Below are 17,746 nucleotides of genomic sequence, written 5' to 3'. Positions count from 1 at the left end.
AGAAAGACTATGCCAACACTTGAAATTGACCACCTGAACAAGACGTTCGGGGAAACCCGAGCACTGGATGACATGACGTTTAATGTCCGCGACGGCGAGATGTACGGCTTCGTCGGCTCCAACGGCGCGGGCAAGTCCACCACCATGCGCATCGCGCTGGGCGTCCTGGCCGCCGATTCCGGCGAAGTCCGCTTTGATGGCTCCCCCATCAATGACGACAACCGTCGCCGCATCGGCTACATGCCCGAAGAACGCGGCCTGTACGCGAAGGAAAAGCTCGTGCCTCAGCTGGTGTTCTTCGGCCAGCTCCACGGCATGGACAAGGCTGCCGCCACCAAGTCCGCGGAGGAGCTCCTGGAACGGCTCGGGTTGGGCGAGCGCATGAACGACAAACTGGAGGAGCTCTCGCTGGGCAACCAGCAGCGCGTCCAGCTCGCGGCGTCGCTCATCCACGACCCTGACATGCTCATCCTGGACGAGCCGTTCTCCGGCCTGGACCCGGTGGCCGTGGAGGTCATGAGCGAGATGCTGCTCGAGCGCACCCGACGCGGTGTGCCCGTCATCTTCTCCTCCCACCAGCTGGACCTGGTCCAGCGCCTGTGCGACCGCGTGGGCATCGTCACCAAGGGCCGCATGGTGGCGGAAGGAACCGTTGAAAAACTGCGCACCACCGGCCCCATCGTCTACGAAGTTGGCACCCCGGCCCGCGGCTGGGAACCGGCAGGCACCCGCATGGTGGCCGCCACTGACCGCACCGTCCTTGTGGAAGCCCAGTCCACCGAGCAGGACCAGGAGATCCTGCGCGCGGCCATGGCCGCCGGTCCCGTCCACTCGTTTGCCCGCAAGATCCCTGATCTCACCGAACTGTTCCGAGAGGTTGTCCAAGCATGAGTTACTCCAGCGCTAACACCATCAAGACCGTCGCGGCCCGCGAAGTCGCGGTCACGATGCGCACCAAGTCCATCATCATCTCGCTGGTCATCACCCTGCTCGTGGCGTTGGGCATCATCGGCGGCGTGACCTACTTCAAGAACAAGAACGAGGGCGAGGTTGACACCCTCGCGGTCGTCGACATGGCGCCCGAATCCTTCGACTCCGAGTCCCTCAAGGGCGAAAAGGTCAAGGACCGTGCCGAGGCGGAGCAGAAGGTCAAGGACGGCGACGCCAAGGCCGCCCTCGTCCCGATGAAGCCGGGCGACGGCACCAAGGGCTGGGAATTGCTTTTCGACGGCCTGCCGAACATGCAGCTCGCCGGTCAGGTGGAGGCCATCGTGGCCGCCAACGCCACCAACTACGGTCTCGCGCAGATGAACGTGGACCCGCAGGAGCTGGCCAAGGTCACCCCGAACGCTGAGGTCACCCACGTTAATATTTCGTCTTCCGACGGCTCGGACGGCGAAGGGGACTTCATCGCCATTATTACGGTCTTGGCCGGAACGATGATCATCATGTTCATCATCACCTTGTTCGCCGGCAACATCGGCGGCCGAGTCACGGAGGAGAAGTCCTCCCGCGTCGTGGAGATCGTGCTCTCCAGCGTGCGTCCGCTGGACTTCCTGGCAGGCAAGCTCATCGGCAACACCGTCTTCGGGCTTTTAGCCAGTTTCCTCATCATCGGCATCGCCGGCGCCGCCCTGTTCTTCTCCGGTCTGTTGGACGGCTTCGAGTTTGACTGGACCGTGGTCCCGTTGTTGCTGCTGTCCATGATTTTGGGCCTGGCCTTCTTTGGCTCGCTCTACGCCGCTGCGGGCGCGATGGTCCAGCGCACGGAGGACCTCCAGTCCACGCAGGCACCCATTCTCATCCTGGTCATGGCCACCATCTATGTCCCGATGTTCGGCTATATGAACATCGACGCCACGTGGATGCAGGTGATGGCGTGGGTCCCGCCGTTCTCCGCGGGTGTGGCGCCGCTACAGTTTGCTGCCGGCAACATGTCTTTGGGCATGGTGTTATTGTCCTACGCGCTGTTCGCCGTGGTCACGGTGGCCGTGCTGTGGTTCGTGGCGCGCATTTACCGCAACGCGATCCTGAACAACGGGCGCAAGCTGACCTGGCGCCAGGCCTTCACCCGCGCTTAAACCGAGCTCCCCGGGTCGCTGCGTGAGCAGCGGCCCGTGCCATAATGGAGGGTCGTTGTTCCCCTCCAGAAAGGCGCGCGCATGGCACTGGGTGACGGCCCCCTCATCGTTCAGTCGGACAAGACAGTCCTGCTGGAAGTCGACCACCCACAGGCGGGCCTGGCACGCCTGGCGCTCGCCCCCTTTGCGGAGCTCGAGCGCGCCCCGGAACACGTCCACACCTACCGGATCACGCCCCTCGCGCTGTGGAACGCCCGTGCCGCCGGGCACGACGCCGAACAGGTCGTCGATGTTTTGGAGACCTATTCCCGGTTCCCGGTGCCCCAGGCCCTGCTTATCGACGTCGCGGAGACCATGTCCCGCTACGGCCGCGTCCGCCTGCTCAAGCACCCGGCCCACGGCCTGGTGCTCGAGTCGCACGAGCCCGCCATCCTCGAGGAGTTGGCGCGCCACAAGAAGGTCGGCGCCATGCTCGGCGCCCGCATTGATGCCGAGACTTTCTCCGTCCCGCCCTCCGAGCGCGGCAGGCTGAAACAAGAACTGCTCAAGGTGGGCTGGCCCGCCGAGGACCTGGCCGGGTACGTCGACGGCGAATCCCACCCCATCGCGCTGAGCCAAGACGACTGGGCGCTGCGCGACTACCAGGTTTACGCCACGGACGCCTTCTGGGAGGGCGGCTCCGGCGTGGTGGTCCTGCCCTGCGGCGCGGGCAAAACCCTCGTCGGCGCGGCGTCCATGGCCAAGGCGCAGACCACCACACTCATCCTGGTCACCAACACCGTGGCGGGGCGCCAGTGGCGCAACGAACTGCTGCGCCGCACCACGCTCACCGACAACGAGATTGGCGAATACTCCGGCGAGAAGAAAGAAATCAAGCCGGTCACCATCGCCACCTACCAAGTGGTTACCCGCAAGACGAAGGGCGAATACCGCGCGCTCGAACTGTTCGATTCCCGCGACTGGGGCCTCATCATCTACGACGAGGTCCACCTACTGCCCGCGCCGGTCTTCCGTATGACCAGCGACCTGCAATCCCGCCGCCGCCTCGGGCTTACCGCCACCCTGGTGCGCGAGGACGGCATGGAGGGAGACGTATTCTCCCTCATCGGACCCAAGCGTTACGACGCCCCGTGGAAGGACCTGGAGGTCCAGGGCTTCATCGCCACCGCCGAGTGCGTGGAGGTGCGCACCACCATGACGCAGGCTGAGCGCATGGCCTACGCCACCGCAGATCAGCGCGACCGTTACCGCCTGGCGGCGTCTGCGGAGCAGAAATACGCGGCCGTCGATAAGCTCCTTGACAAGCACCCGGGCCAGCAGGCTCTGATCATAGGCGCCTACCTGGACCAACTCGAAGACATCGGGGAAAGTATCGACGCCCCGGTCATCCATGGCAAGACCTCCAACGCGCAGCGGGAAAAGCTGTTCCAGCAGTTCCGTAACAAGGAAATAGCCACCCTGGTGGTGTCCAAGGTGGCTAATTTCTCCATCGACCTCCCGGAGGCCGCGGTAGCTATCCAGGTTTCTGGTTCCTTCGGCTCCCGCCAGGAGGAGGCGCAGCGCCTAGGCCGGCTCCTGCGGCCGAAGTCCGGGGACAACAGCGCGTACTTCTACACGATTGTCACCCGCGATTCCCTCGACGCCGAATATGCCGCGCACCGGCAGCGCTTCTTGGCGGAACAGGGCTATGCCTACCGCATCATCGATGCGGCGGACCTAGAGGACCTAGACCAGCTGGGCTAGAGCACCAGCAGGTCGTAGCGGGTCTGCTTCACCTCGGACAGGCGCTTGCGCGCCCGGTCTAGGCGGTTCCACTGATCCTCCGGGATGGCCTTGCGGGCGATTTTGACCACTTCCTGATCCGGGGTGCCCCACGCAATCGGCATTGGGGTGATCTGCTGCCAGTGTTCCTGGTCGGAGGTCGAACGATGGCCGGACACCGCGGCGACGGGGACCTTCGTGCCCACCGCGCGCTTGTCGACGCCCGGGATCTTCGTCACCGTGCGCAGGCACACGCCCCAGCGCGGCGCCAGCGACGGGTCCACGTTGGTATTCACCAGGGCCATGAGCACCATGTCGCGCTCGTTGACCTCGGCCACGACAGCCGGCGCCAGCGGATAGGAGTCATACAGCTCCTGCGCGGTGCCCACCTTCTTCGCGGCGAAGACACCAATCACGGCCGAGAGAACGCCCATGATGACCAGGCCAACGCCGACGATGAAGGCCCAGGCGCCATTGCTCACAAGGAAGTAGGCCGCCACGCCGGCGGCCACCAGAATCAGCCCCAGCAGCAACCCGCTGGTGCGCAGGCGCGACGAGTCCCGCAGGAGCTCGTTGTTGGCTTTGGCAAAGGACTCATCGACGTCGAATTTGAAGATCTTCACGGCCCCAGTCTAGCGCCCGCCGCTTCCCGTCCCCGAACCGCTGGTTATCAATAGATGGAAATGAGGTTAATAGAATTGATACTTAAACCCGATTCAAGTACCAAACATTCGGTGTTACCCTCACAATTGACGCGAAACAGAGCGCCCCTCCAACTCGGCGAACACCACTGAATAAGAAAGGAATGTAAATGCTCGCCTCGTTGACATTCCGAAAATCACTTGCAGGAGCCACCACAATGGCGTTGATCGCAACTGGCGTAGTCCCCGCAGCACAGGCAGATGAGCCAAACCCGGAGATCCACGGCCCCCTGGTGTTGGCGAACGCAACGATCTACGACCCGTCGTCCGATGAGATCCGAATCGATCGATCCAAGGTCGATCACACTCGAGTTTCCGATGCAACCCTAAACAAGGTAGAAACCGGCCTCAAAACCTTGCCTGATGAGACGGTAAATGAGGTCTTGAAGGACAACGGTCTCGATCCCGAAGAAACACGGAACCAGGGCGACTCCGACGTCTCGAACCGCATTGCCCCCGAAATCATCTGGGGTGGTGCGGCAATTCTTGGAATTATCGCGGGTGGCGGACTAACTTTCTACGCGATGTACACCACTCACGAAGAAAAGATGCAGCTGGTGAATAGGTGCTACGACGAAGGTGGCACGCCAGTTGTAAGTTCCCAAGACTCAGCAGGTGTAGAAGGCACCACCGACTCAGGCGCTGCGCAAAAGGCAGGAGGTTATAGGTTCGAATGTCAGAAGTAAAGTCGCTCAAGGTTAAACCTCTTACGCAAGGAGGACACGTGGTCCTTGCTATTGCCGTACTGGGTCTCTTCTTTCTTCTCCTCCTTCAGCTGGGCCTTACCAGGTATTACAACGCCGAACAGCTCGAACGACTTGTGAGCGGTGCTGAAGCGAAGGGTGAAGATTACTCTGTCGTCATTCACAACAGATTGACAGGAAGCTACTCCTTTAACGCGAACTAGCGGGACTCGAATCAGTGCCTATGAGACGCCTCCAGCCGCGACATCCCGGCTGGAGGCGCTTATTATGGCCTTTCAAACTCCCTCAGTTTTCTCGGAGTTAATTCAAACTTAACCAAGTCCCGTCCCCGGGCTCCGGTCAATACTGCGAGAAGTGGCAAAAACACGGCGCGGTAAATGGTGTTCTCGCAGTTTTTGCACAATCCACCCCTGGCTTGGCGGGGTGTGGGATCACGAAAAAGAAGGCAACGAGCCGGTGTCACCGTGGTGTGGTGTCGCCGGCTCGTTGCCTTGATGGGTTATTGAATTATTGTTTTTATGTTTGGTGTCGGCGGTTACTTACTCTCCCACACCCTCCCGGGTGCAGTACCATCAGCGTGAGCAGGCTTAGCTTCCGGGTTCGGAATGGGGCCGGGCGTTTCCCTGCTACTATTGCCACCGACAAACCTTCAGGACACACACTATGGGTGTGTTTCTGGTGGTGTTGTGTCAAATACTGCATAGTGGACGCGTGCGACAAGTTTTGTCATGTTTTTGTTGTTTTTTGTTTCACCAAGTGTTGTTTGGTGTTTGTTTTGGTCTATTAGTACCAGTAGCCTTAACAGCTTACGCTGCTTCCAGGTCTGGCCTATCAACCCCATAGTCTTTAGGGGACCTCAAAAGAAACCTCATCTTAAAACAGGCTTCCCGCTTAGATGCTTTCAGCGGTTATCCCTTCCGTACGTAGCCAACCAGCAATGCTCCTGGCGGAACAACTGGCACACCAGAGGTACGTCCGTCCCGGTCCTCTCGTACTAGGGACAGCTTTCTTCAAGTTTCAACGCGCGCGGCGGATAGAGACCGAACTGTCTCACGACGTTCTGAACCCAGCTCGCGTGCCGCTTTAATGGGCGAACAGCCCAACCCTTGGGACCTACTCCAGCCCCAGGATGCGACGAGCCGACATCGAGGTGCCAAACCATCCCGTCGATATGGACTCTTGGGGAAGATCAGCCTGTTATCCCCGGGGTACCTTTTATCCGTTGAGCGACACCACTTCCACACGTTGGTGCCGGATCACTAGTCCCGACTTTCGTCCCTGCTTGAGATGTCTCTCTCACAGTCAAGCTCCCTTGTGCACTTACACTCAACACCTGATTGCCAACCAGGCTGAGGGAACCTTTGGGCGCCTCCGTTACATTTTGGGAGGCAACCGCCCCAGTTAAACTACCCACCAGGCACTGTCCCCAACCCAGATCATGGGCCAAGGTTCAGGTATCCAATCCGATCAGAGTGGTATTTCAACTTGCGACTCCACCACCACTGGCGTGATAGCTTCATAGTCTCCCACCTATCCTACACAAACCGAACCGAACACCAATACCAAGCTATAGTGAAGGTCCCGGGGTCTTTTCGTCCTGCCGCGCGTAACGAGCATCTTTACTCGTAGTGCAATTTCACCGGGCCTGTGGTTGAGACAGCAGAGAAGTCGTTACGCCATTCGTGCAGGTCGGAACTTACCCGACAAGGAATTTCGCTACCTTAGGATGGTTATAGTTACCACCGCCGTTTACTGGGGCTTAAATTCTCCGCTTCGCCATTACTGGCTAACAGGTCCTCTTAACCTTCCAGCACCGGGCAGGCGTCAGTCCATATACATCAACTTCAACGTCTTCGCATGGACCTGTGTTTTTGATAAACAGTCGCTTCCCTCTATTCTCTGCGACCACACACCGCTGCCCACCGAAAAGGTGTTGACAGTATGTGGTCCCCCTTCTCCCGAAGTTACGGGGGCATTTTGCCGAATTCCTTAACCACAGTTCACCCGAACGCCTTAGTATTTTCAACCTGACTACCTGTGTCGGTTTAGGGTACGGGCCGTATCACCACATCGCTAGAGGCTTTTCTCGACAGCACGGGATCACCAACTTCACCCCATTAGGGCTACGCATCACGTCTTACCTAACAAGCACGGATTTACCTATGCCATCAGCTACACGCTTACACCAACAATCCATTAAGCGGCTTGGCTACCCCACTGCGTCACCCCATCACTTGGACCACATATCAGGCCCTACGCACGCACCACACCACACACCCGAAGGTGATCAGGTGTGGTTTGTGGGTAGTTAGTATCAATGCTTTACCATGGGCGCGATAATACGGGTACCAGAATATCAACTGGTTGTCCATCGACTACGCCTGTCGGCCTCGCCTTAGGTCCCGACTCACCCTGGGAAGACGAACTTGACCCAGGAACCCTTAGTCATCCGGCGGGAAGGATTCTCACCTTCCAATTCGTTACTCATGCCTGCATTCTCACTCGCACACAATCCACAGCGCCTTACGATACTGCTTCACATCATGCACGACGCTCCCCTACCCAACAATAAAATTGTTGCCGCGGCTTCGGCGGTGTGCTTGAGCCCCACTACATTGTCGGCGCAGAACCACTCGACCAGTGAGCTATTACGCACTCTTTCAAGGATGGCTGCTTCTAAGCCAACCTCCTGGCTGTCTTCGCGATCCCACATCCTTTTCCACTTAGCACACCCTTAGGGGCCTTAACCGGCGATCTGGGTTGTTTCCCTCTCGACTATGAAGCTTATCCCCCACAGTCTCACTGCTGTATAACACAAATTGCTGGCATTCGGAGTTTGGCTGACATTGCTAAGATGATAGTCCCGCTCAACCAACCAGTAGCTCTACCTCCAACAAGCTCATACAACGCTGCACCTAAATGCATTTCGGGGAGAACCAGCTATCACGGAGTTTGATTGGCCTTTCACCCCTACCCACAACTCATCCCCGCAGTTTTCAACCTACGTGGGTTCGCGCCTCCACGACGTCTTACCATCGCTTCACACTGGCCATGGGTAGATCACCCCGCTTCGGGTCCAGAACATGCCACTGACAACACCCTCATTAGGATTCGGTTTCCCTACGGCTACCCCACACGGGTTAACCTCGCGACATGCCGCTGACTCGCAGGCTCATTCTTCAAAAGGCACGCCATCACACACAACAGGTGCTCTGACGGATTGTAAGCACATGGTTTCAGGAACTATTTCACTCCCCTCCCGGGGTACTTTTCACCATTCCCTCACGGTACTAAATTCACTATCGGTCACACTAAGTATTTAGGCTTACCGGGTGGTCCCGGCAGATTCACAGCAGATTCCACGAGCCCGCTGCTACTCGGGGACAATCACAATGCAGCCTGCCATGCCTTCAGCTACGGGACTCTCACCCACTCCGGTCGACCATTCCAAGCCAGTTCACCTAACACAACACACCACACGCACCACGAACAGATGATGCACGCAACAACCCCACAACACCGCATGCGCAACCCCTGTCCGGTATCACACACACACGGTTTAGCCTCATCCACGTTCGCTCGCCGCTACTAGCAGAATCATTAAATTTATTTTCTTCTCCCACGGGTACTGAGATGTTTCACTTCCCCGCATTACCCCCTACACCCTATGAATTCAGATGCAGGTAACCACCCACAAAGATGATTAGGTTTCCCCATTCGGACATCCTCGGATCAACGCTTAATTGACAACTCCCCGAGGCTTAACGCAGCCTTCCACGTCCTTCATCGGCTTAGCATGCCAAGGCATCCACCATGCGCCCTTAACAACAAACACACAAGATAAACACACTTGATTAAAAAAACAAACAAAACACACTACAAAACAAAACCAAACACACACCCACCAATCCACAAAAGAACCAGTACATATGTGTTTGTAATGCTCGCGTCCACTATACAGTTCTCACACAACACCCACACCACCAAAAAACCAGACCACCCACAAGCAGCCCACCTTCAATGATGCGGCAACCAGAACACACAAACGCATGTCCCAGACACCCAACAGCATGCCAACACACTCAAAACTTCTATCTTTTGCATCAAAAACGTTGCACAACAGCACGCAGGTAAAAAGTTGCTTCTACAGCGCCCCACAATAGGCACCGGGTATGCGTCCACCCGATTTACATAACGGCAGCAGCACCACACACGGGCACTCAACCACCACACCTGACACCCCCGCACACAACCGTGTACACAACATGCCAGGAATAAAAAATAATAATGCTCCTTAGAAAGGAGGTGATCCACCCGCACCTTCCGGTACGGGTACCTTGTTACGACTTCGTCCCAATCGCCGATCCCACCTTCGACAGCTCCCTAACGAGTTTGAGCCACTGGCTTCGGGTGTTACCAACTTTCATGACGTGACGGGCGGTGTGTACAAGGCCCGGGAACGTATTCACCGCAGCGTAGCTGATCTGCGATTACTAGCGACTCCGACTTCATGGGGTCGAGTTGCAGACCCCAATCCGAACTAAGGCCGGCTTTCAGCGATTCGCACCACCTCACGATGTAGCTGCGCGTTGTACCGACCATTGTAGCATGTGTGAAGCCCTGGACATAAGGGGCATGATGATTTGACGTCATCCCCACCTTCCTCCGAGTTAACCCCGGCAGTCTCTCATGAGTCCCCAACTAAATGCTGGCAACATAAGACAAGGGTTGCGCTCGTTGCGGGACTTAACCCAACATCTCACGACACGAGCTGACGACAACCATGCACCACCTGTACACCAACCACAAGGGAAACCGTATCTCTACGGCAATCTGATGTATGTCAAGCCCAGGTAAGGTTCTTCGCGTTGCATCGAATTAATCCACATGCTCCGCCGCTTGTGCGGGCCCCCGTCAATTCCTTTGAGTTTTAGCCTTGCGGCCGTACTCCCCAGGCGGGGCGCTTAATGCGTTAGCTACGGCACGAAAGACGTGGAAGTCCCTCACACCTAGCGCCCACCGTTTACGGCATGGACTACCAGGGTATCTAATCCTGTTCGCTACCCATGCTTTCGCTCCTCAGCGTCAGTAACTGCCCAGTAACCTGCCTTCGCCATCGGTGTTCCTCCTGATATCTGCGCATTTCACCGCTACACCAGGAATTCCAGTTACCCCTACAGTACTCAAGTTAGCCCGTATCGCCTGCACGCCCGGAGTTAAGCCCCGGAATTTCACAGACGACGCGACAAACCACCTACGAGCTCTTTACGCCCAGTAATTCCGGACAACGCTCGCACCCTACGTATTACCGCGGCTGCTGGCACGTAGTTAGCCGGTGCTTCTTATCTAGGTACCGTCACAAAAGCTTCGTCCCTAGCGAAAGGAGTTTACAACCCGAAGGCCTTCATCCCCCACGCGGCGTCGCTGCATCAGGCTTCCGCCCATTGTGCAATATTCCCCACTGCTGCCTCCCGTAGGAGTCTGGGCCGTATCTCAGTCCCAATGTGGCCGTCCACCCTCTCAGGCCGGCTACCCGTCGACGCCTTGGTAGGCCATTACCCCACCAACAAGCTGATAGGCCGCGGGCTCATCCTACACCGAAAAAACTTTCCACCACCGACACTAAACGATGGTCCTATCCGGTATTAGACCCAGTTTCCCAGGCTTATCCCGAAGTGCAGGGCAGATCACCCACGTGTTACTCACCCGTTCGCCACTCGAGTACCTTGCAAGCAAGGCCTTTCCGTTCGACTTGCATGTGTTAAGCACGCCGCCAGCGTTCGTCCTGAGCCAGGATCAAACTCTCCACAAAAAGGCTCGTGAAAAGCCCAAACCTAACCAAAATAAGACAAACCACACAAACACCCACAACCAAAAGCCGCAGAATGCCCATGTAGCTGACAAAAAAATTACTACAAAAACTGACCCCCACCCGACGGGGCAAAAAGGGCCAGAAACATCATCACACACAAATGCAAATCAGTAAATCACAATGCAGCCAATGAAACACTTAAATGTTTACAGTAACGCCCTCATAAAAAAGCGCCACCCGGCACACACCACAACCACCAACACACCATGCGCAACAACACAAAAAATAAAAAAGTACATTGGCACACTATTGAGTTCTCAGACAACGTTCACACACGGTTAACATTAACGCTTTATTTTGTTAACCCGCTCCGTGGCGACTTGAACTACTTTAGGACATGACGCATCAAAATACAAAATCCGCCTCTCCCCTGCTCGATATTCGCAGGAGAGAGGCGGTTTCTTGCGTTACATCATGTTGTATTCTTGAGGTGGTTTTTGCGCGCTTTCGCGCGTTTTAGTGGTAGCAGGCAAGTAAACCGTCGGGACCTTCGATGACCTTGATGTCGGTGTTGAAGATGGGCGTGAGGATTTCGTCTTTCATGATTTCCTCTGGCTTGCCAAAGGCAACCATCTTGCCGTCCTTGACCGCGCAGATGTAGTCCGCGTACCGGGCAGCGAAGTTAATGTCGTGCAGCACCACGATGATGGTGCGGCCGAACTCGCGAGCGGCGTCCTGCAGGTGCTTCATCATCTCCACCGAGTGGGCGATGTCGAGGTTGTTCAACGGTTCGTCGAGAAGCACATAGTCAGTTTCCTGGCACAGCACCATCGCTACGTACGCGCGCTGGCGCTGGCCGCCGGAGAGTTGATCCAGGTAGCGGTCCTCCAGCGGGCCGAGGTGAAGGAAGTCAATGTACTTGGAGATGATCTCCTCGTCCTCAGGGGTCAGGCGCCCCTGGGAGTACGGGAAACGGCCGAAGCCGACCAGCTGGCGCACGGTCAGCTTGGTCACGAAGTGGTTCTCCTGACGCAGGACGGAGATGATCTTCGCCAGATCACGGGACTTGGTGGTGGACACGTCCATGTCCGCCACATGGATCTCGCCGGCGTCCATACCCAGCAGGCGTCCGATCATGGTGAGCAGCGTGGACTTACCGGCACCGTTAGGTCCCACCAGCGCGGTGATGCCGCCAGCGGGGATCTCCAAGTTGACCGGGCCGATGCCTACTTCACTGTTGTAGGCCTTTTCTACGCCAGACAGTGTGATCATTGTGCGTGCTCTCTCTATGTGTTCTATTGCGGTTGGTTCATGCTTCGGGGTATGGCGCTACAGGCGCCCCTTCTTCATGATGACGAAGAGGAATACCGAGCCGCCGACCATCTCGATGATGATCGACACTACGCCTTGGGCATAGAAGACGTGGTTCATGAGGAAATAGGCGCCGGTGAGGATGACGAAACCCGTGAGGATCGCCACGGGGAAGATGAAGCGGTGATCGTAGGTCTCGGCGAACTGATACGCGAGCGTCGCCACGAGGAACCCGAGGAAGGTCATGGGTCCCACCAGTGCAGTGGTCACAGCCATGAGCATGGACACCAGCACCAGCGTATAGATGGCCTGAACCTTGTGGTTGATGCCGAGGTTCGTAGCGGCGTCGCGGCCCAGCGAAATGACGTTGAGCTTGCGGGAGTTGAGGTACAGCAACGCGGAGACCACCAGGCACACCGGGATGGCGATGGGGAAAAAGTCCGGGTTGGCATTGTGCACCGAGCCGAATAGGCGCGCGGTGAGGATGTCGAACTCGCTCGGGGTAAGCATGCGCTGCATGAAGGTTGACAGCGAGCCGAGGCCGCCGCCAATGACCACGCCGACAAGCAGCATGGCGTGCATGCTGTTATTTTCGCCGGTCAGCAGCCACGAGTAGAGCACCAGCGACAGCCCGACCATCACCAGCATCTTCAGCACGAAGGCAACCAAGGATTGGGTTTCTAGGAAGCCGGACGAGCCGAGGAAGAAGATCGCCGCGGTATTGATGGCCACGTACAGCGATTCGAAGCCCATGATGGATGGGGTAATAATCCGGTTGTTCGTCACCGTATGGAAAGACACCGTGGCCATGGCCTGGCACAGCGCGACCACCACGATGGCGATGAGCGCGTTAGCGCGGCGTTCGGCGATGAGCCAGAACCCACGGGTCCCGAAGGGCATCGGGTTATCCCATGCCAAGTGGAGCAAACCGAATCCCAGAGCCAACACGATAAGGACGCCCAGGATGATCCAGTAGCGCTTCTGGGCGCGGGAGGATTGGAAGGCACCGACGTGGCGGCGGCTTGTCGACGTCGCGTTACTTGCCATTCTTGCTCTGCCTCACAATCAAGACGATGAAGACCACGGCGCCAACGAGACCCAAAATGACGGAGACGGGGATCTCAAACGGCGCAATAATGATGCGGCCCAGCAGGTCGCAGGCGGTAACGATGCCGACGCCCAGCAAACATACCCACGGCAGGTTCGAACGCAGGTCGTCGCCGCGGAACATGGCCACGATGTTCGGGACAATGAGCCCCAAAAACGGCAGCGAGCCGACGACCACCGTGACCACGCCGGTGGCAATCGAGATAAGGCCGGTGCCGATCAGAATGATGCGGTCGTAGTTGAGACCGACGTTCGTGGCCACGTCCTCACCCAGCCCCGCGACGGTGAGCTTATCCGCGTAGAAATACACCGCGACCAGCATGAGGAGGACCACCCAGAGCACCTCATACTGCCCCGCGATGACGGAGGTGAACGAGCCCATGAACCAGATGCCGAGCGATTGCAGGGCGTCGGCAAGCAGGGCAAAGAACGTGGATACTGAGCCGACGACGGCGCCGAGCATGATGCCGATGATGGGAACGATGAGCGAGCTCCGCAGCGTGACCCGGCGCAGGAACTGGAAGAAAATCATCGTGCCCACGAAGGAGAAAACGACCGCGCTCAACATGCGCTGCAGCACCGTGGCGTCAGGGAAGAAAACCATGGCGAACAACAGGCCCAAACCCGCCCACTCGGTGGTGCCGGTAGTGGTTGGTTCCACAAAGCGGTTCTGGGTCAGCAGCTGCATGACCAGACCGCTCATCGCCATGGCGGCACCAGCCAGGACCAGTGCGATGGTGCGGGGCACGCGGGTCATATTAAACATCTCGAGGCCGAACTCGTCGCGGAAGATGTCATATTCGCCCGTCAGGAGAGAGGCCACCAGCAGCGCCAGCACCACGATGAGGGCTAGGAAGAACCTGGCGTCGAAGCGCTTCGGCCGCGCGGCCTTGGCTCTGGTTGCGGTTGTTGTACTACTCATCGCTGCCTTTTGGTTGGTGCGTACACGCCCGGAAGCCGGAAGGACAACAGGGATGTTACCCGTCGTACCTTCCGGCTCCGTCCACGTGTACGTTATTTGTCCACTGTGGTTCCACGGCGCAGACACCACACATGCACTCTCACACTGCGCCGTGGAAGATTAGTCAGCCTTCTCGAAAGCATCGGCCATCGAGTTCAGCAAGTCCGTGTAGGCGATGATGCCGCCATCCTTGTACATGTGGTTGTCGGCGTAGACGACGTTGCCGTCCTTAATGCCCTCCACGTTCTTGAGTGCAGCGTTGGATTCGATGATGTCTTTAGCTGGCTTGTACTCCGGGTTGTCCGCGTCCACTGCGGCGTCGCGGTCCAGCACCAGGAAGAAGTCCGGGTCAGCCTTGGCGATGGCCTCCACGGAGATGTCGTCGCCCTGGTGATCATCGGAGGCGTTGTCCACCTCGAGTGCTGGCTTCATGCCCAGCAGCTCGAAAAGCTTGCCGTAGACGACGCCCTGGCCTGGGGCGACGTATCCGATGTCGCCGCCGGAAACGTTGACGGCCATAACCTTGTCCTCGTCGTCGTAGGCTTCCTTGGCGCGCTCGACGGCCTTCTTGAAGTCCTCAACGAGCTTGTCGGCTTCCTTCTCCTTGCCGAAGATCTTGCCCAACTCTTCAGTCTCGCGGATGAGCTCCTCATCCAGTGGCTTGTCATCACGCGGGGTCAGCTCCACCATGGCGGCGTCAGGGACCAGGTCCTTGATGGCGTCGTAGTGCTGCTCGAAGCGGTTGCCGTTAATGACAACCTCTGGCTCCGCGGCGACGATGGCCTCGAGGTTCGGCTCGCGGTGCATACCCAGGTCAGCGGACACGGTGTCGGCGTTGTACTTGTCCGCCACGTTGCCCGGTGCCAGGCGCAGCGGCATGGCGACGGCCTTGACGTCCCACTCGGCGAGGGTGCGCATTGCGGTGTTGTCCGTGATGGCAACCTTCTCTGGGTTGACCGGCACCTCGACGGAGCCACGGTTGTCCTCGATGGTGATCTTCTTAGAGGAAGCCGCCTGCGAGGAAGACTCGGAAGAGCCCTCGGAGGAGGAGCAGCCGGTCAGGATCAGGCTGGCTGCCGCGACGGAGGCGACGAGAGAAGCGCGAAGCTTTTTCACTGAATAATCCTTATTTCAACTCAAGATAGATGACGGTTTCGTGGGCAAGTGCCCCGCTGCCGGAGCGCTATAGGTAACCCTAACTAAGTGCACCCTAACCTTACAACGATGGGGGTAGTTCCACCGCGAAACGGACTTTCAGTGGCCCAAAAAGCAAGGTCGCGCCGGTGTGGTGCGACGCACCCTCTGCGCCCCACTACCCCCGCGCGACCCTATTTACGCAACGAAGTTGTGCGTTAATTCGCGACCGGCACCTTCAGCTCCGACGCGTGGAACACCAACGGCCGCAGCTCGGACTCTTGTTCCGATGCGGCTGGCAACGCCACACTGTCCAAGCTGAGCACCGCGAAGTAGTGGTCTCCGATGATCTGCTCCTCCGCAACGGTGGCGGTGAGCTGGGCGCACGCGCCGTCGATAAGCACGGCGCCGGAGCGCTCCTCCCAGCCCACACCAGCAAAACGCTGCGACGCAGGGCCGGCGAGCTGGCGCACCTGCGCGCGGTTAACGTCGCTGAGCACCGACAGCCCCAGGCGCGGAAGCTCGCGCAGTCGTGGCCACGTGGACGAGCTGAGCTGGATGCACACGCCCGCGATCGGCGGCTCCAAGCTAATGCCCACGAAGGAGCCGACAATCATACCGACGGGCTCCTCCCCGTCGAGCCCGGCCACCGCAATAACGGAGGTCGGTGCGGCACCCAGCACGCGGCGCAGCTGGGCGGAATCAATGGTGGCTGTCGTGGAAACGGAATCTGGGGACATAGGGATTTACCTTTTATTCATGAGCTAGTTGGCTGCGTTGTTGTCTTCTCCTTCTGCTGCGCCATGATGCTCATGATTGGCGACGGTAATGCCCAGTTTCTGCAGTTCCGGGACCACCCCCTCGCCCACCTGATAGGTCTCCTCCAGGTGCGGGTAGCCGGACAGGACAAAGTTGTCGAAGCCCAAGTCCATGTACTCCTTCATTCGCTGCGCTACCTGCTCGTAGGATCCCACGAGCGCGGTACCCGTGCCGGAACGCACCAGACCGATGCCCGCCCACAGGTTGGGGTAGATCTCCAGCTCGCGGGCGTCGATGCCGTCGCGGAAGTCCGAACCCATACCATGCAGCTCCTGCATGCGGCGCTGCCCCTCAGACTGGGAACGCGCCAGGGACTCCTGCATGGCACGCACCTTGTCGACGTCCAGTGCGTCCACCAGGCGCTGCGCCTCGCACCAAGCTTCTTCCTCGGTCGGACGCGCGATGATGTGCACGCGCAGGCCGTAGCCCAGCTCCCGGCCGAGCTCCGTCGCACGGTCGCGCACCTTGGCGATCTTCTCCCCCGCCGGTGCGGGTGGCTCTCCCCAGGTGAGGTACACGTCGCCGTGCTGCGCGGAACACTCAATCCCCTCGGGCGAGGAGCCGGAAATCATCACCGGCGGCGCCACCTCGGGCAGCTCTTTCAGCTGTGCACCCTCAATGTTGATGTACTCACCCTGAAATGTGATCGGCTCCGGGTTCTTCCATAGGTGATCGGTGACCGTCAGGGCTTCGCTCCCGCGGGCGTAGCGCTCTTTCTTGCTCAGGTGATCGCCGAAGGCACGTTGCTCGTAATCCTCGCCGCCAATCACGACGTTGATGAGCAAGCGGTTGTCGAAGAGCTTCTGGAAGGTCTGGCCCTGCTGGCCGATCATCGTGGGGCTCACCAAACCTGGGCGCACCGCGATGAGGAACTTCAACCGCTTGGTGCGCGCGGCCAGGCCGGACGCAATGAGCCAGGCGTCTTCACACCACAGCCCCGACGGGGTGAGCACGGACTCGAAGCCGTTATGCTCCGCGGCCTCCACAACCTGGGTGAGGTAGTCCATGGTGGCCTCCCGCTCCCCATGCATGTTCTGCGTACCCAGACCGCCGGCCATAATGCCGCGCGAGTCGCCGTAGGTTGGCAGGAACCAGTGCAACGTCAGCTGTGAAGTATTCGATGTCATGGAAGATATACAACCATCTTTGGTGGCGCCATGGGCACAGGCGGCAAAATTGGCAGGAGATTCCTATAAAGCCCCACCGTCGCGTTGCGAAAAGGAATCAACTTAATTCATTCGCGAAGTACTCCCCCAACTTTGACACGTTTGCGGCTGTGCGCCCAGGTTGCGAGGCGAAACGCGTCAAAGTTGGGGATACCCCCTGGTTGAGGCCTAAAAATTGGGTTAAACGAC

Annotated in this window: 12 protein-coding genes and 3 rRNA genes; 5 read left to right on the top strand and 10 right to left on the bottom strand. The window is 58.5% G+C overall.

All coding sequences use genetic code 11. The annotated features are described in order from the left end of the window. Positions 1-9 precede the first annotated feature (9 nt). The 3 genes from H0194_RS08760 to H0194_RS08750 all read left to right on the top strand — a co-directional run bounded on the left by H0194_RS08760 (position 10) and on the right by H0194_RS08750 (position 3,824). Positions 10-891, top strand: a complete 882-nt coding sequence (locus H0194_RS08760) for an ABC transporter ATP-binding protein (protein WP_185175520.1) — start codon at positions 10-12, stop codon at positions 889-891. Beyond that, positions 888-2,081: an ABC transporter permease gene (locus tag H0194_RS08755; protein WP_185175519.1), complete on the top strand. Its 1,194-nt coding sequence runs from the start codon at positions 888-890 to the stop codon at positions 2,079-2,081. The genes H0194_RS08760 and H0194_RS08755 overlap by 4 nt, the downstream gene beginning before the upstream one ends. 81 nt (positions 2,082-2,162) lie before the next feature. After that, on the top strand, positions 2,163-3,824 hold the full coding sequence (locus H0194_RS08750) for a DNA repair helicase XPB (protein ID WP_185175518.1): 1,662 nt from the start codon (positions 2,163-2,165) through the stop codon (positions 3,822-3,824). Here the strand turns inward: H0194_RS08750 and H0194_RS08745 are convergent. Then, positions 3,821-4,465: a DUF3239 domain-containing protein gene (locus H0194_RS08745; RefSeq protein WP_185175517.1), complete on the bottom strand. Its 645-nt coding sequence runs from the start codon at positions 4,463-4,465 to the stop codon at positions 3,821-3,823. The two genes, H0194_RS08750 and H0194_RS08745, sit on opposite strands and share 4 nt — an antisense overlap. A gap of 188 nt (positions 4,466-4,653) precedes the next feature. On the opposite strand from H0194_RS08745, the gene H0194_RS08740 reads away from it, so the two are divergent. After that, complete coding sequence (locus tag H0194_RS08740; protein WP_246388869.1) at positions 4,654-5,229, top strand: chromosome partitioning protein ParB; 576 nt, start codon at positions 4,654-4,656, stop codon at positions 5,227-5,229. Beyond that, complete coding sequence (locus H0194_RS08735; RefSeq protein WP_185175516.1) at positions 5,217-5,450, top strand: hypothetical protein; 234 nt, start codon at positions 5,217-5,219, stop codon at positions 5,448-5,450. Before H0194_RS08740 ends, H0194_RS08735 begins: the two co-directional genes overlap by 13 nt. 323 nt (positions 5,451-5,773) lie before the next feature. Here the strand turns inward: H0194_RS08735 and rrf are convergent. The 9 genes from rrf to H0194_RS08690 form a co-directional block, all read right to left on the bottom strand. Beyond that, positions 5,774-5,890, bottom strand: a 5S ribosomal RNA gene (rrf, locus tag H0194_RS08730). A gap of 121 nt (positions 5,891-6,011) precedes the next feature. Then, positions 6,012-9,082 (bottom strand): 23S ribosomal RNA (locus H0194_RS08725). A gap of 463 nt (positions 9,083-9,545) precedes the next feature. After that, positions 9,546-11,059: ribosomal RNA gene (locus tag H0194_RS08720) — 16S ribosomal RNA — on the bottom strand. The 16S, 23S and 5S rRNA genes sit together here, the layout of an rRNA operon. A gap of 516 nt (positions 11,060-11,575) precedes the next feature. Continuing rightward, positions 11,576-12,331 (bottom strand): iron ABC transporter ATP-binding protein, encoded by a 756-nt coding sequence (locus H0194_RS08715; RefSeq protein WP_185175515.1) that lies wholly within the window; start codon positions 12,329-12,331, stop codon positions 11,576-11,578. A 57-nt stretch (positions 12,332-12,388) separates the two neighbouring features. Then, positions 12,389-13,417 (bottom strand): iron chelate uptake ABC transporter family permease subunit, encoded by a 1,029-nt coding sequence (locus tag H0194_RS08710; RefSeq protein ID WP_185175514.1) that lies wholly within the window; start codon positions 13,415-13,417, stop codon positions 12,389-12,391. Next, complete coding sequence (locus H0194_RS08705; protein ID WP_185175513.1) at positions 13,407-14,399, bottom strand: ABC transporter permease; 993 nt, start codon at positions 14,397-14,399, stop codon at positions 13,407-13,409. The genes H0194_RS08710 and H0194_RS08705 overlap by 11 nt, the downstream gene beginning before the upstream one ends. 159 nt (positions 14,400-14,558) lie before the next feature. Beyond that, positions 14,559-15,554 (bottom strand): siderophore ABC transporter substrate-binding protein, encoded by a 996-nt coding sequence (locus H0194_RS08700; protein WP_185175512.1) that lies wholly within the window; start codon positions 15,552-15,554, stop codon positions 14,559-14,561. A 236-nt stretch (positions 15,555-15,790) separates the two neighbouring features. After that, positions 15,791-16,312: a flavin reductase family protein gene (locus tag H0194_RS08695; RefSeq protein ID WP_185175511.1), complete on the bottom strand. Its 522-nt coding sequence runs from the start codon at positions 16,310-16,312 to the stop codon at positions 15,791-15,793. Positions 16,313-16,336: 24 nt separating this feature from the next. Then, entirely contained in the window at positions 16,337-17,518 is a 1,182-nt protein-coding gene (locus tag H0194_RS08690) for an LLM class flavin-dependent oxidoreductase (protein ID WP_185175510.1), read from the bottom strand. Positions 17,519-17,746 lie beyond the last annotated feature (228 nt).

Source organism: Corynebacterium incognita (assembly GCF_014217255.1).
In the GTDB taxonomy this organism is placed as follows: Bacteria; Actinomycetota; Actinomycetes; order Mycobacteriales; family Mycobacteriaceae; genus Corynebacterium; species Corynebacterium incognitum.
The sequence above is the reverse complement of the archived record's forward strand: the minus strand, read 5'-3'. Positions and strand labels throughout refer to the sequence as shown.

Excerpts from the sequence above, each read along its gene's own strand:
- H0194_RS08760 (WP_185175520.1), top strand. The coding sequence starts at position 10 with ATGCCAACACTTGAAATTGACCACCTGAACAAGACGTTCGGGGAAACC.
- H0194_RS08755 (WP_185175519.1), top strand. The coding sequence starts at position 888 with ATGAGTTACTCCAGCGCTAACACCATCAAGACCGTCGCGGCCCGCGAA.
- H0194_RS08750 (WP_185175518.1), top strand. The coding sequence starts at position 2,163 with ATGGCACTGGGTGACGGCCCCCTCATCGTTCAGTCGGACAAGACAGTC.
- H0194_RS08740 (WP_246388869.1), top strand. The coding sequence starts at position 4,654 with ATGCTCGCCTCGTTGACATTCCGAAAATCACTTGCAGGAGCCACCACA.
- H0194_RS08735 (WP_185175516.1), top strand. The coding sequence starts at position 5,217 with ATGTCAGAAGTAAAGTCGCTCAAGGTTAAACCTCTTACGCAAGGAGGA.
- H0194_RS08715 (WP_185175515.1), bottom strand. The coding sequence starts at position 12,331 with ATGATCACACTGTCTGGCGTAGAAAAGGCCTACAACAGTGAAGTAGGC.
- H0194_RS08710 (WP_185175514.1), bottom strand. The coding sequence starts at position 13,417 with ATGGCAAGTAACGCGACGTCGACAAGCCGCCGCCACGTCGGTGCCTTC.
- H0194_RS08705 (WP_185175513.1), bottom strand. The coding sequence starts at position 14,399 with ATGAGTAGTACAACAACCGCAACCAGAGCCAAGGCCGCGCGGCCGAAG.
- H0194_RS08695 (WP_185175511.1), bottom strand. The coding sequence starts at position 16,312 with ATGTCCCCAGATTCCGTTTCCACGACAGCCACCATTGATTCCGCCCAG.
- H0194_RS08690 (WP_185175510.1), bottom strand. The coding sequence starts at position 17,518 with ATGACATCGAATACTTCACAGCTGACGTTGCACTGGTTCCTGCCAACC.